Origin of the sequence: Pseudoalteromonas sp. NZS71, from assembly GCF_015864715.1 — a bacterium.
Lineage (GTDB): Bacteria > Pseudomonadota > Gammaproteobacteria > Enterobacterales > Alteromonadaceae > Pseudoalteromonas > Pseudoalteromonas arctica.
The window spans coordinates 1-13,770 of the sequence record NZ_JADYWS010000013.1 but is presented as its reverse complement, the minus strand read 5'-3'; the positions used below and the strand labels follow the sequence as shown (position 1 = coordinate 13,770).

Genomic DNA, 13,770 nt, shown 5'->3' with positions numbered 1-13,770 from the left:
CTCTTTTCAGGCACACTTATATTAATTTTTTAGGATACATATTATGTCTACTACAACTACTGGTTCAGTAAAATGGTTTAACGAAGCAAAAGGTTTTGGTTTTATCGAGCAAGAATCTGGCGCAGACGTGTTCGCACATTTTAGCGCAATCTCTGGCGACGGTTTTAAAACTTTAGCTGAAGGCCAACGTGTACAGTTTACTGTTACTCAAGGTCAAAAAGGCCCACAAGCCGAGAACATTGTTAGCATCTAATTGCTACACAATTTAATGGGTTAGTAATAACCCATTTTGAATACTAGTTTGAAAGAAGTTTTGTTTTATTTGTTAGTACCCCGTTGTTTTAGTAATAATCCTACGCGATATCCTCAAGTTAACTATTTTTTCCGGCTCAATCGCCTCTTTTCAGGCACACTTATATTAATTTTTTAGGATACATATTATGTCTACTACAACTACTGGTTCAGTAAAATGGTTTAACGAAGCAAAAGGTTTTGGTTTTATCGAGCAAGAATCTGGCGCAGACGTGTTCGCACATTTTAGCGCAATCTCTGGCGACGGTTTTAAAACTTTAGCTGAAGGCCAACGAGTACAGTTTACTGTTACTCAAGGTCAAAAAGGTCCACAAGCCGAGAACATTGTTAGCATCTAATTGCTACACAATTTAATGGGTTAGCAATAACCCATTAATATATTTACCTTTATAATTATTTAGTCGAATATCTTCAAAACCTCCTCTGTAAATATTTTCCAAGCGCAATCTCATTTGTATACACAACTCATTAATTAGTACATTTTTAAACACATTTACTACTATCTCTCTTGAGCGAAAGCTTTGTATTGCCTACAATAGCGCATACTTCATTCAATATAGAATATGACCATGAACGACACTACCGCAAAACCTGCTTTACCAGATCGCCTTTCTATTAATCCACGTAGCCCACATCATGTGGAAGAAGTTTTTGAACACGATATTGGTATCACGTTCAACGGCAAAGAGCGTTTTGATGTTGAAGAATACTGCATCAGCGAAGGTTGGATAAAATTTGCATCTCCAAAAGGCCTTGATCGTCGCGGACAACCACTTTTACTTACAAGAAAAGGCACTGTTGAAGCCTTTTATAAATAAGCTAATACTACTTACTAAAAAAGCGACACCATATTGGGTAGTCGCTTTTTTTGTGCTTGTTAAAAATCATTTAATTATATTAATTTTCGCTTTACCTAGGGCCTGTTTATCTTTCGAGGTTAAATTTGCAGCAGTATGTTTGGTATTTAGGCAAGGCAGAGCCTATGTAGTGTGGTTATTCCCCATAAATAGGCGATAACGCAGCATAAATGCCAAACATGCGCTGCCCTTGGGTTCTGCCTAGGGGCAATTTACTCTTTGTTGCTCGGTTTTTACTTAGCCCACTAGGTTACAAACCTCACGTCGCGATTAAATCGCCCCTAGATTGAACAAATTTTAATCCTGAAAGGTCAACAGGCCCTAGCACCCAATCTAAGCCTTGGATTGCTGTTGTTGGAAATGCGGTTGCATGATTAGCGCCGTCAATAACAACACTTTTTAATTCTATATTGTCACTTTTAAGCGCATTAATTTTTTGCGTTAGCTGCTTAGCACCTTCAACCATATTTTGCCCTTCGCCGAAAGCTGGCGTTTCCATAGATCCAACTGATATATATACCCTTATAGGCAATTTTGGCTTATTCACTTTTAACGCTAATAGTGCATTGTTATCAAACCAAACCGATGGGCTGCCAATAATATAATTGCTAAATAAATCGGGTGTCGTTAATAAAATAGTCGCGCCAAATAAACCGCCTAACGAATGCCCCATGTAGGTTCTTTGTAAGTTACTGGCCCGATAGTTTTTTTCAATAAAAGGGAAAACTGTACTTTGTAAAAACTGAATATGCCCTTTGGCATTACCTGTTTGCTTTTTCCAATCTTTTGCAAAGGTAGGCGTGTAATCTCTAATTCGGCTGTTAGAGCCAGCGGACCCTTTTTCATAGCCAATTGCTACAATAATAGCCTGTTGCATTTTGCCACTATTCATAGGGAATCGTGTAGCCCCAGCAATGATGGGAAAGGTATACGGTGCATCGGTTACATAAATAACTGGATACGTTTTATTAGGCTGCTTTTGGTATGATTTAGGAAGCTGAATATACACAGGATACGCCCGCTCGCTAACGGGCTCAATGAGCTCAACCACGTTACTTCGGGGTATTGAATAAGGGGAATTTAAAACACATTAAGGCGCTTAAAAGCAAAAGAGATTTTAAAATAAGAGGCACTGTATTGGTTAACCTAAGCTAAAAATAAATTAAGTACCTACTTTAAAGTACTTTTAGCGAATATTTAAGCTATCCAAAAAAACAAAGTTTAAATAAAAGATAAAGTGCCAGTATAGCTTTCGTTTAAACCACCAGCACTTATAGCATTAAACCACTTGATCTGGCTCAATGCCTGAACACGGGCAGTTGTCGTCATTCTGTTTAAGACATTGCTGATAATTAAACCAATGGGCTACAGCAATAAACGCTGAGCCTATTAAGGTTAGCGCTTTTTCGACCACTTCATGGCCTAGCAATACGGCAAATATCATAAAAGCTAAGCCTGTTACACCAGACACCATATAACGTGTACGTTTATGTTTTTTACAGCCTAAACTCAATGCCAACAAACTGGTTGGCATTACCGCCGCAAGAATCCATAAATGAAATTGCTCACTATCTATTTGCAGTACAGCAAAACTTGGCAATAACGCTAAAATAACCGGGGTTGCAAAACAATGCACTGTGCACATTACCGATAACCCAATTGCCATACGATCCATAACACTTTGACTCGACTTCATTATTTCCTCTACTAAATCAGTGTCTCCACTCAAAAACGTTACTTTTAATGAGACATTTTAATAACATCAGTTAATTACTATTGATATATTATAACATTACCCCATAATTGATATAATATAACATCTAACAAGGTAGTCAAATGAAACGTAGATCGCAATTAGCTGTTCTCATAGCAGCTTTATTGCCGGCTAGTGTGCTTGCATCCACAATAGAAGGCGTTGTTTTAAACAACAAAGGTAAAGCAGTTAGTAATGCAACGGTAGAAGTTGAAGGCTCAGACCTTAAAGTAACCACCGATGAAAACGGTAAATTTTTTATAACCGAGCTAAAAAATGGCTTAAAAGAGCTTCACGTTGTAGCCCCTGGTTATGCGCATCTTCATCGCGATATAACAATAACTAATGATGAAAACCAATCGGTTACTTTTAATTTAAAGCGCTCGCCTATTGAAGTTATTGATATTGAAGCGACCCCTATTCATATGTCGGCAATGGAATCTGCATCGCCTGTTAGTGTTTTATCTGGCGAACAACTAAGACGACAACAAGCTGCAACCCTTGGCGACAGCCTTGAAAAACTCCCAGGCGTTAATACAAATTTTCACGGTAAAGTAGCCAGCACACCTATTATTCGTGGTTTAAGCGGCCCTCGCGTACTTATTACTCAAAATGGCCTTGATGTAAGTGATGTTTCGCGCGTTGGCCCCGATCACTCTGTTGCATCGGAGGCGTCTACCGCACAGCAAATTGAAGTATTACGCGGCCCTGCAACGCTGTTTTATGGCAGTGGCGCAATTGGTGGTGTGGTTAATGTAGTAGATAACCGCGTACCCACCGACAGCACCACGCGTGGTGAATGGAACCTAGAACATAACTCGGTAGATAACCAAAAAGTGGCCTCGTTTAATGCCACCACAGGTACAGACTCTATGGCTTTTTATGCCGATGCATTTTGGCGTGAGGCCGATGACTACGGGGTACCTGTAGCTGCCGATATAGATAGCGACGGTGAAGGCCATAGTAGCGATTACAAAGTTGAAAACAGTAATGAAGAGTCTGACGGTTTTACTGTTGGCGCTAGCTATTTAATGGATAACGGCTTTATTGGCTTAGCAGTAGAGCAATTTAATCGTCAATACGGTATTCCTGGTCATACGCACGGCGAGGAAGAAGAGGAAGAACACAACGACGAAGAAGAAAGCGTATTTGCTGATTTAGAGCAAACTAAAGTGCAGTTATTAGGTGAGTACAACCTAGATAATAAATGGCTAAACAAAATAAATCTCCGCGCTGGCCATACCGACTACGAACACGCTGAAATTGAGAGCGGAGTTGTTGGCACTACCTTTAAAAACGAAACCAACGAATTACGCATAGACCTACTGCATAACCAATTTAACGAATGGAATGGCGGTATTAGCTTTCATTACAAGCAAAGCGATGTTGAAGCACAAGGTGAAGAGGCCTTTACTCCTCCATCAGAGACCGAAAGCTTTGCTGTAGCGTTAATGGAAGAAAGCCACTTTGGTGATTTTTTAGTGCAGGTAGGTGGGCGTATTGAGCGAGTAACAATTGAAGCAGGCGACGTATTACTGCCAAATATTGACGCTCACGCACACGATGAAGCAGAAGAAGCCGACGAGCATGATCATGACCACGAAGAAAGCGCAGAAACCACTCGCGTATTTGATGTAGAGCATGAATTTACGCCAGTCAGTTTATCGGCAGGGGTAGTATGGGATTTTACACCTAACTATAACTTAGGGCTTTCGGTATCGCGCTCTGAACGTGCACCTTCTGCCTCTGAGTTGTTATCGTTTGGGCCGCATATTGGTACTGGCACTTACGAAGTAGGCGCACTATTTGATTTAGATGAAGATGGCCATTTGGGTTTATCTGAACAAGCAATAGATCTGGAAACAGCCAATAATATCGATTTAACCCTACGTAAAACTCAAGGCGATGTTGGCTTTATTTTAAATGCCTTTTACAACCAAGTAGATAACTACTATTACCAAATAGACACCGGTTTATACGCCGAAAGTGGACACGACCATGGCGATGAAGAAGGCGTTGACGAGCACGACCATTCATCAGAGCTACCCGTTTATTTATTTAAAACAGATGATGTAGTTTTACACGGCTTTGAAGCGCAAATTGCGTGGCAATTAACAGATGAGTTTAAGCTAGATGTATTCTCTGACTACGTTCGTGCACGCCTTAAAGACGGCGGCGACTTACCCCGTACACCACCGCTTCGTTTTGGCAGCGAGCTAAGCTATCAAACAGATAAACTCAGTGCGCATATTCATGTAACTCGCTATCAAAAGCAAGACCGCACAGCCCCACAAGAAACAGCCACAGACGGTTACACCTTAGTTGATGCGAGCATCTCTTACGACCTTTCAGTGTTAAACCAAGATATGTCTGTGTACCTACGAGGCACTAACTTAACAGATACAGAAGCACGCGTGCACAGCTCGTTTGTAAAGGATATAGCGCCACGTCCAGGACGTAGTTTTGCGCTAGGTATTCGCGGTTATTTTTAAGCGTTAAAAAATTATAATTAAAGGAAATAAACATGAAAAAACTATATCAATTAAAGCTTATTACACTCGCTATTAGCGCTATATTTATTACGGCCTGTGGCGATGCCCAAACCAACATTGTGGAAAAAGATCCTATTGTTGTAGAAGACGAGCACGAGCATGATGATGATGATGATGATGATGATGATCACGACCATGACGACGGCTATACCATAGACTCACTTGGCAGACTTGCCGTTCTGGCAGGTGACAGTAACGAAGCTAACTTTTTTGATTTAGACAACAACGAATTACTTGATACATTTACACTAAACAATGACTCAAACACGTTATCTGCATCACCAGGCTTTCGTTATGCTGTTATTGCTAATCGTACTCAAGATTACCTAGGGTTTATAGACGGCGGTATGTGGCGCGAAGATCACGCAGAGCACTTGCATGATTATGAGCAAGGCCCTGCGTTTAGCAGCTACGAGCTAACAAGTGGTAGTCGCCCTACACACTTAATAACTCACGACGGCCAATTAGCAATATTTTACGATGGCGATGCAGAAACCGGTACGCCTGCCTCAGTAGAAGTGCTAACCGATAACGATATTACCAATACAACAGCTAAACTAACGGGCATTAACTACGACATTAACATGCATGGTGTAGCTGAGCCTCGCGGCGAGCATTTACTCTCAACCATTCGCCGCGACGATGCAAGTAATACATCTAATGCCAAAGTACTTCCCGATCAAGTGGGTGTTTATCATCTTCACGATGGTAATTACGAACTAGAGCAAACGTTAGAAATAACCTGCCCCGATTTACACGGCGCAGCACAAAATCACGATTATGTTGTATTTGGTTGTGGCGATGGTGTATTGATTGCCCATCAGCAAGGTGATGTATACAGCGCTCAAAAAGTTGTAAATATAGATGCCGTAGGCGATCAGCGCATTGGTACTTTGTACGGCCATAAAAACAACGACACAATTTTTGGTATTGCCGCAGGGCATGATGGCAGTGGCTCAGTATTACTGAGTATTCATTCTGAAAATGCCGAAATGGAAGAAGTAGAATGGCAACTTGCTGATGGCGCAAGTGCTGTTTCTTATTCTTTTTCAGCCAGTGGTGAACACTTTTTAATACTCGACAGCCTAGGCTTTTTAAATGTACTTACTGGGCATGAACATGACGGTGAAATGCACTGGGAGCTTGCAGGCCAAGTAGATATTACTCAAGCAGACGTAACCAAAATGCCCGAAGGAATGAGCTTTAGTATGACAGTGGCGCAAAGTGGTCAGTTTGCTTATATTGCCGACCCAATTACTCAACACATAGTGCAAGTGCACCTAGAAGACCTAGAAATTGAAAGTGAGCTAGAGTTAACTTTTCCACCTGCAAGCATTACCTGGTTAGGGATTGCACAAGAAACAGAAGATGAAGATCACGACCATTAATTTAAAACTAACGCTTTAAGTTAAAGCCACAAAACAAAAAACCCGTAATTAGGTTTACTAATTACGGGTTTTTACAGCTATTTATTTAGCTCTATTGTTACTTACGGCGCCAGCCACTCCATACATCATCTACATCATCGGCTTTATTTTTTTTCTTTTTCTTGCCTGTGCCTTCTGGTTTTGCCATTGGCTTTTCATTTTTAAGCGCATCAGCTGCATCAAGATTAGCTTGGTTTACAGCAAAACCGGTTACTTCTTCACGTTCAAGACGTAGTTTGTTTTTCTTCTCGATTACTTTAAAGTGATGCAAGTCTTCATAATCAACCAATGAAAGTGCTAAGCCTACTTCACCAGCACGGCCGCTTCGGCCAATACGATGCATGTAATCAGCAGGACTGCGTGGTAGATTAAAGTTTATTACCACTGGCAGCTTTTCAATATCCAAACCACGTGCAGCAATATCGGTTGCGATAAGTACTTCGATTTCGCCCGCTTTAAATTTTTCTATTACACGAGTTCGCTCACTTTGGCCTTTATCGCCATGGAAAACTTGTGCATTAACACCGCGTTTTTCAAGCTTAGCCGCTAAATGCTCACAGTCTTTTTTAGCGTTCACAAAAATCAGCGCTTGGCGCCATTTATGCGTTTTAATTAAATGTGCTAAAACTGTGGTTTTTTCACCTTTGTTTACGGTAAAAACACGCTGTACTAAGGTGCTTTCATCTTTGTTTTGTACTTGTATTTCAACTGGGTCGTTTAAAATCTCTTGCGTTAATAGCTTAACTTGCTCAGGGAAAGTTGCTGAAAACAACATGGTTTGTTTTTTAGCAGGCATTAACGCTAAAAGGTCAGCCAGCTCTTCGGTAAAGCCAAGGCTTAGCATACGGTCGGCTTCATCAAGCACAAGCGTAGTTACATTATCGAGCTTAATCGCATTGCTTGAGATTAAATCAAGTAAGCGACCAGGTGTTGCCACAATAACATCGGCGCCGCCGCGCAGTGCCTGCATTTGTGTATTAACCGACACACCACCAAACACGGCCACCGTTTTAATTGCACCATTAAAGTTAGCAGAATACGATTTAACGCTATCGGCCACTTGCGTAGCAAGCTCACGCGTCGGTACTAAAATAAGCCCCGTTACAAAATTACCTTTGCTGGCAGTATTTTTAGCGCCCTGCTCAAGGAAAGCTTTTTGCAACATAGGTAATGCAAACGTTGCTGTTTTACCCGAGCCAGTATTTGCCCCTGCAATTAGGTCACTACCCGCAAGCACGCTAGGTATAGCCTTAGCTTGAATAGGTGTTGGCTGGGTATATTCCAAATCGGTTAATCGAGCTAATAGCTCTGGAATAAGGCCAAGTTCGGAAAAAGTGCTAGGGCTTGTGGCTGAGGTCATAAAATTGTGGGCTTATTGCTAAAAAAGTAGCCTGTAATTTTAGCGTATTTGGCGCTTATTAAGTAGGGGTTAGTGATTTAAATATCTTTATCGACTAATTGCTTGAACACACGACCAACTTGATCATAACTTGCATAATTGTCAAAATCTTTACGTTCAAACACATAGCGGCGAGAACGCTTTATTTTTTGATAAATACGGTCAGTTGCAGTCATGGCTAATTCTCCTACGTTATGATTTTTTAATATAGCTTGAATCAAACACTGTTTAAAAATAATACGGCATAAATAAAATAAAAAACACGACAAAAACCATCAATGACATACACATAACTTCATGTTTAAAAGAATTATAAATACATCCTCTAATACAGACATGAATTTATAATTGCAATCGACCTAATTATTTACAAAACGTTATTAAGCACCGTAATAATGATCTTTGAAGTTACAATATCTAAATTAACTATTTCCTTACAAAATTAGGGGATAAAAATTAAAGTAATTGGGCTGATTTAAATCTACTCTTTAGTGCTGAACGGTTTGAATAACGTGCCAGCAACTCATTTGTTTTCACTTTAAATTCAGCACTGTGATGCTGCATTTGAGCTAACTCAGACAAATCGACTAATATCATAATCGCTTGGTCATAGGGCTTGGCTTGCTTTTGCTCTATCAACTCCAGCACCGTTTGCCAAAGCTGCGTTTGTTTAGGTATAAGAGATGTAAGGTATGCCAAGCGCTCTTGCTGCTTAGCTTCAGCTATCGCTGCTACACGCTGCGATTTTATTTGCTCCGCTTGCTTTAATAAAGAACTCACTGTTACGGGATCAGAAGATGCAACTTCATCGGTATTGAGCGTCAAACGCTGGGTGAGTTTTTCCACTAACAATGGTTCTGCATCCAACAATCGTTGCAACCAGTCGGTGCACTCTTGTGCTGATAAACTACCCAAGGTCATTAACTTAGGCACACCTGAAAGCTCAGGGCTACATTTAGCAACAGCAGTAATCAAGTCTCTCTCTAATTCAAATAACTCAGCTAATGCTTGCAACGATGGTTCAAGAGAGTTAAAACCAGCAGGTATCATCATGCTAGCGGCAGCAACATCACTTTCCCATTGCACTACTTTTAGCCACATTAAATACAATGGTCGATAATCACCATTAAGTATCATGGCACGGATGTCTGCTATTTCAGCCAGCTCACACCTACCTTCAATCCAACGACCACCTTCTTCATCAAAACTAATATCAAGCACAATTGAATCTGGCTCTTCGTACACACTAATCAAATCAGTAATGCTAAATACCCGTAATTTATCTACATCCACTAACCCTGCGGGTAACCGAATTAATAGCTGCACAGCTCCCCAATTGGCTTGATACAGCGCCAAATCAAAACCATACAATAACACCGTGTTTATATCTTCGGGGAAGTCACTATAGTGATATTGATATTGCGCGCTATAAGCGGTAACTTGCGCCCGTGAAGATAAACCTTGCATGTGCTGTTTTTGTTGATGCGTTAAAGGGGCATCAATGGCTTGAAATTGATATAACTGGTATTCACTCATAACAAAAATCACAGAAAATAATAATGCACCGAGGCTAACGAGAAATACTTTTTAAGGCAAATATATTGGTCTCATATACCTAAATAATCATTCGCCTCAGCCGACTTTTTTATGAAGAAAATTAAAAATCAGATTCCCAAAACGTACTTTTATCCTTCATAGTTCTACTACTTAGTGTGCTTTGTAACTCAGAGCATTTCGATAAAAAGTTAAAGTTCGACATCCTTGATTGGAAATAGTGAAATGTATCTGCTAATTGCTACTATTGCTTTTTCGTTATGGCGCGCAACGCGGCGATACTGTCTTGTAGCCCTTGTTCTTCTTTTAAAGCTCGGCGCTTTGCTTCATAGTTTTCATAAGCCTGTTTAGCTTTAATATCTGCCTGTTGTTTCGAAATATGCCCTTTGCCTTGCAATACATTTCGATCATTAAATTCAAGAAAGCTATCTAGTTTTTCATCCCAATCATTTAAAAACACTTGCTTACGACGTAGTGCTTGATCTTCAGCAAAATCAAGCCACATAGTAACAATTCTATTTAACTCGCTAACTTCTTCTTGGGTCAAATAATTTTTAGCGATGGTCACATCGCCTTTACGTACTTCATCACCTTTAAAAACGGTTAATCCTGCATTGGGTTTATCGGCATCTACGCGTGTAACAATAAGCTCAGCTGCGGTCATACCGGTTGTGGCATAGTGTAATTTGTTTTGAATACTTTGAAAAAAATGTGTTGTTTCTTTATTGCTGGGCTCGTAATCTGCAGCCATCGCAAATATCTCACGCACCCGTAAATACACTCTACGTTCACTGGTGCGAATATCACGAATGCGTTCAAGCATTTCATCAAAATAGTCTGGCACTAAAGAGTTATCAACGGCTGGGTTCTTTAACCTTTCATCGTCCATTGCAAACCCTTTAATAAGGTACTCTTGCAAGGTTTGCGTGGCCCAGCGTCTAAATTGGTTACCTCTATTTGACCTAACTCGGTAACCAATGGCAATAATCATAGCAAGGTTATAGTGCAGCTTGTTGCGCTCCACAGATCGACCGCCTTCCATTTGAACTTGTAAGTAATGCTTACAAGTTAAATTTTGTTCAAGTTCGCCTTCATCAAAAATAGCTTTAATATGCTGAGTAATAGCCTGAGGTGTTACTTGATACAGCTCTGAAATTGAAGCTTGTGTTAACCACAAGGTATCAGATTCAAAACGGCACTCAACCCTTGCTTTACCATCTTCAGAGGTAAAAAAAAGAAACTCACCATTCGGCGCTTTTTCATCCGATATTAATTCAGTCATTTTTTATCCGTTACATTCAGTTAAACTAAGTTTGCCTGTTAACATGTTTTTCCTAGTTTTTTCAAAACCTAATTGAATTAGCTGCTTTGCTACTTCTCAATCGTGTTCAAATTTTACTATGATCTTTAGATGTCAGGTCCACAGCCTCTGATTGCAATCTTAGTAGAACTACCTTTGTAATTACAAATAATAAAATTACGCACTCTTATTTTCTTCAACCACCGCATTAGCGAAAATGGCCAACCCCAAAAGGGCATTCATCTGCGGCTCTATCAAGTAGGTTTTTCATGGTTGGATAAGTTGAAAAATACAGCCTGCAATTTTAGCGTATTTAGAGCTTATGAAGTAGGGGTTAGTGATTTAAATGTCTTTTAGGTAACAGCAGCAAGTTTTGAGCTACAAGTTACGAACAGGTTTGTGATATTTATAGGCTTAGGTTTATCCCGCGCTTAATTAATGTGTTTAGAACAATCCTTTTATTCTAGGTGCTTGAATGAATTAAAGGTTACCCAATAAGCTTTTTCTGGAATCGATGGATTACCTAAATCCAATGCATCAGATGCCTCAATAAACTGTTTTGTCAGTTTTGGGATACTCATTTACGATAACTCAATACCCTATTGCCAACTTTAAGATTTCGGTTAAATTGCTTAGAGTTCCAGCTGTATTTGATGGACGCAGGTATTTGGGTAGATTTACCGTTAATGCTCCTCAATGACATCGCATCCATCTCAAAGTCTACACCGCGTAACTTTAAAATTTCACGCATGATCGCATCAGTGCCGCCAGGGCTTGTTGGCATCGGACTGTTAGTAAGACTATTAATCATTGCTTTAGTATATAAACCATAGCCAATTTTCATCAGTATGCCTTTATCGACTAATTGCTTTAACACACGACCAACCTGATCGTAGCTTGCATAATTGTCGAAATCTTTACGTTCAAACACATAGCGGCGAGAACGCTTTATTTTTTGATAAATACGGTCAGTTGCAGTCATGGTTAATTCTCCTACGTAATGATTTGTTTTAGTATAACCCAAATCACCTCTGCCTAAAAATAATACGGCACTGAAAAAAGAAAAAAAACGGCAAAAAAAATCAAGATAAAAACATAAGCTGTTGTTTATAGGAAGATATAAATAAGTTAAACAAAACTGACATAAACTATAAATTGCAACCGACCTAACTATTGATAAAGCCTTAGTAAGCAACGTAATAATGTTCGTTAAATAAGAATCCATCAACTAAGTTGACAATATTATTAGCTCTTACTCAGTCCTGCTTGCAACCTAGCTTTTGTTTCTTTTAAGTAATTTATATAAGGATATGAGTCGTCTGCAATCTCTAAAGCAGACTCCATCTGTTCAAGCGCTTGGCGAGTATCACCCTGCATTTCATAGCCATAAGATAAGGCTGAAAACGCATCGACTGATTTTGGGTGATTTTTTATATTGTACTTAAACACTTCAATAGCACGGTCAAATTGCTTGCTGCCCGTTAAGTTATAACCGAGTGATCTAACAGCGCGATCCGGTGGCGCAATCTGCTCGCCCCATTGTTGAGATAAGTTTTGATAATAAGCATCAATAGAGGCTACATCGTCAGTTAAATCACTTATGGGCATTTGTTTGGGTAAAAATAAATGATGGTAAGCATTAAAGGCCCCAGCGGCAGATGTTAAGTTATGCGATACATTTTCAAATGCGTCACTGAAAAAGCGTAAATTTGGCAAGCTATTAGATTGTAAAGCTTACTGCAGCTCATTATATCGCTCACGCATTAAGCCAGTTTCTTCGCCAATATTTATATAAACATAGTTATTCAGGTCTTTTGATTTATTGATAAACGACTTAGTCGCTTTTACCGGTGCGCCATAGTTCCACCAAACGGCAGGGCTGTAAGCAATATGCGCTTGGAAAAGCTCAGGGTTAGCTTGCATAGTATAAAGTGCAAACACGCCTGCTGCTGAGCCTCCAGCAATCACATTAAAGTTGTGCGTACGATAGCTTTTATTAATCAAGGACATAAGCTCTTGCTCAATAAATGCTAAAAACTTTGCTGCGCCTCCGCCTTCACCTACCGGGCCTTGTGGCTCTTTATTAACTGTGGGGTATAAATCTCTTAAGCGATTAGTGTTTTCAATAGCGACAATAATAACCTCAGGCGCACGATTATTATTTTGCAGCCGATCCATTACAACACTTATAAGCGGTATATTACCCGCGCCATCTAGGCGATAAATTACAGGATAAACTTTGTCTGCATTAGCTTGGTAACTCTTTGGAAGTTGAACTACAACGGTACGTAGCTCATTTAAAATTACTGAATTGATAGTATGTGTTTGTTGCGTATAGCTAATGGTTTGCTGTTTTAAATCAGGCTCAGCTGGTGTGTTATTAGAAACTATAAATAAGCTACATATAAAAATAGCAGTGAATAAACGCATAGCTAATCCTTTAGAAAATAGTGTGTTATTTAATCTAACAGGCTTTGAGGTACAAAAAAAGGCGCATTGAGCTGTCTCTTATACACAAATCCCTGCTAAGAAATTAGCGGGGATTTTTTTGAACTAAATCTCAATGTCATGATCAGATCTTCAAATCTTGTTTGAGGGCACATTATGATTAACGAA

General features: G+C 39.7%; 12 protein-coding genes and 2 pseudogenes. 5 read left to right on the top strand and 9 right to left on the bottom strand.

Annotated features, from left to right (window positions below):
• Positions 1-43: 43 nt before the first annotated feature.
• From I6E85_RS10130 to I6E85_RS10120, 3 genes are all read left to right on the top strand, one after another.
• Positions 44-253 (top strand): cold-shock protein, encoded by a 210-nt coding sequence (locus I6E85_RS10130; RefSeq protein WP_010554515.1) that lies wholly within the window; start codon positions 44-46, stop codon positions 251-253.
• A gap of 187 nt (positions 254-440) precedes the next feature.
• The gene (locus tag I6E85_RS10125; RefSeq protein ID WP_010554515.1) at positions 441-650 is read left to right on the top strand and encodes a cold-shock protein; all 210 of its coding nucleotides are present in this window, start codon (positions 441-443) and stop codon (positions 648-650) included.
• 231 nt (positions 651-881) lie between these two features.
• The gene (locus I6E85_RS10120) at positions 882-1,130 is read left to right on the top strand and encodes a DUF3297 family protein (RefSeq protein ID WP_002963088.1); all 249 of its coding nucleotides are present in this window, start codon (positions 882-884) and stop codon (positions 1,128-1,130) included.
• Positions 1,131-1,428: 298 nt separating this feature from the next.
• On the opposite strand, the pseudogene I6E85_RS10115 reads toward I6E85_RS10120, so the two are convergent.
• Together I6E85_RS10115 and I6E85_RS10110 are read right to left on the bottom strand one after the other, a co-directional pair.
• Positions 1,429-2,302, bottom strand: a pseudogene (locus I6E85_RS10115) (alpha/beta hydrolase).
• A 146-nt stretch (positions 2,303-2,448) separates the two neighbouring features.
• Entirely contained in the window at positions 2,449-2,865 is a 417-nt protein-coding gene (locus tag I6E85_RS10110; RefSeq protein ID WP_024589667.1) for a MerC domain-containing protein, read from the bottom strand.
• Positions 2,866-3,005: 140 nt separating this feature from the next.
• Here I6E85_RS10110 and I6E85_RS10105 point away from each other — a divergent pair, with 140 nt between their 5' ends.
• Both I6E85_RS10105 and I6E85_RS10100 read left to right on the top strand, forming a co-directional pair.
• A complete protein-coding gene (locus I6E85_RS10105) occupies positions 3,006-5,414 on the top strand; it encodes a TonB-dependent receptor (RefSeq protein ID WP_024589668.1) in 2,409 nt (802 codons plus the stop codon).
• A gap of 32 nt (positions 5,415-5,446) precedes the next feature.
• Positions 5,447-6,862, top strand: coding sequence for a hypothetical protein (locus I6E85_RS10100; protein ID WP_024589669.1), 1,416 nt, complete (start codon positions 5,447-5,449; stop codon positions 6,860-6,862).
• A gap of 97 nt (positions 6,863-6,959) precedes the next feature.
• On the opposite strand, the gene I6E85_RS10095 is transcribed toward I6E85_RS10100, so the two are convergent.
• From I6E85_RS10095 to I6E85_RS10070, 7 genes and pseudogenes are all read right to left on the bottom strand, one after another.
• Complete coding sequence (locus tag I6E85_RS10095; protein ID WP_024589670.1) at positions 6,960-8,261, bottom strand: DEAD/DEAH box helicase; 1,302 nt, start codon at positions 8,259-8,261, stop codon at positions 6,960-6,962.
• Positions 8,262-8,338: 77 nt separating this feature from the next.
• Positions 8,339-8,476, bottom strand: coding sequence for a hypothetical protein (locus tag I6E85_RS10090; protein ID WP_231388427.1), 138 nt, complete (start codon positions 8,474-8,476; stop codon positions 8,339-8,341).
• Positions 8,477-8,756: 280 nt separating this feature from the next.
• Positions 8,757-9,836 (bottom strand): hypothetical protein, encoded by a 1,080-nt coding sequence (locus I6E85_RS10085; protein ID WP_024589671.1) that lies wholly within the window; start codon positions 9,834-9,836, stop codon positions 8,757-8,759.
• Positions 9,837-10,098: 262 nt separating this feature from the next.
• Positions 10,099-11,136 (bottom strand): virulence RhuM family protein, encoded by a 1,038-nt coding sequence (locus tag I6E85_RS10080; protein WP_196812459.1) that lies wholly within the window; start codon positions 11,134-11,136, stop codon positions 10,099-10,101.
• A 476-nt stretch (positions 11,137-11,612) separates the two neighbouring features.
• The gene (locus I6E85_RS21155) at positions 11,613-11,735 is read right to left on the bottom strand and encodes a hypothetical protein (RefSeq protein WP_269208787.1); all 123 of its coding nucleotides are present in this window, start codon (positions 11,733-11,735) and stop codon (positions 11,613-11,615) included.
• Complete coding sequence (locus I6E85_RS10075; RefSeq protein WP_024589673.1) at positions 11,732-12,136, bottom strand: DUF6088 family protein; 405 nt, start codon at positions 12,134-12,136, stop codon at positions 11,732-11,734. Before I6E85_RS10075 ends, I6E85_RS21155 begins: the two co-directional genes overlap by 4 nt.
• 263 nt (positions 12,137-12,399) lie before the next feature.
• Positions 12,400-13,584 (bottom strand): annotated as a pseudogene (locus I6E85_RS10070) (alpha/beta hydrolase-fold protein).
• Positions 13,585-13,770: the final 186 nt, after the last annotated feature.

Excerpts from the sequence above, each read along its gene's own strand:
- I6E85_RS10130 (WP_010554515.1), top strand. The coding sequence starts at position 44 with ATGTCTACTACAACTACTGGTTCAGTAAAATGGTTTAACGAAGCAAAA.
- I6E85_RS10125 (WP_010554515.1), top strand. The coding sequence starts at position 441 with ATGTCTACTACAACTACTGGTTCAGTAAAATGGTTTAACGAAGCAAAA.
- I6E85_RS10120 (WP_002963088.1), top strand. The coding sequence starts at position 882 with ATGAACGACACTACCGCAAAACCTGCTTTACCAGATCGCCTTTCTATT.
- I6E85_RS10110 (WP_024589667.1), bottom strand. The coding sequence starts at position 2,865 with ATGAAGTCGAGTCAAAGTGTTATGGATCGTATGGCAATTGGGTTATCG.
- I6E85_RS10105 (WP_024589668.1), top strand. The coding sequence starts at position 3,006 with ATGAAACGTAGATCGCAATTAGCTGTTCTCATAGCAGCTTTATTGCCG.
- I6E85_RS10100 (WP_024589669.1), top strand. The coding sequence starts at position 5,447 with ATGAAAAAACTATATCAATTAAAGCTTATTACACTCGCTATTAGCGCT.
- I6E85_RS10095 (WP_024589670.1), bottom strand. The coding sequence starts at position 8,261 with ATGACCTCAGCCACAAGCCCTAGCACTTTTTCCGAACTTGGCCTTATT.
- I6E85_RS10090 (WP_231388427.1), bottom strand. The coding sequence starts at position 8,476 with ATGACTGCAACTGACCGTATTTATCAAAAAATAAAGCGTTCTCGCCGC.
- I6E85_RS10085 (WP_024589671.1), bottom strand. The coding sequence starts at position 9,836 with ATGAGTGAATACCAGTTATATCAATTTCAAGCCATTGATGCCCCTTTA.
- I6E85_RS10080 (WP_196812459.1), bottom strand. The coding sequence starts at position 11,136 with ATGACTGAATTAATATCGGATGAAAAAGCGCCGAATGGTGAGTTTCTT.
- I6E85_RS21155 (WP_269208787.1), bottom strand. The coding sequence starts at position 11,735 with ATGAGTATCCCAAAACTGACAAAACAGTTTATTGAGGCATCTGATGCA.
- I6E85_RS10075 (WP_024589673.1), bottom strand. The coding sequence starts at position 12,136 with ATGACTGCAACTGACCGTATTTATCAAAAAATAAAGCGTTCTCGCCGC.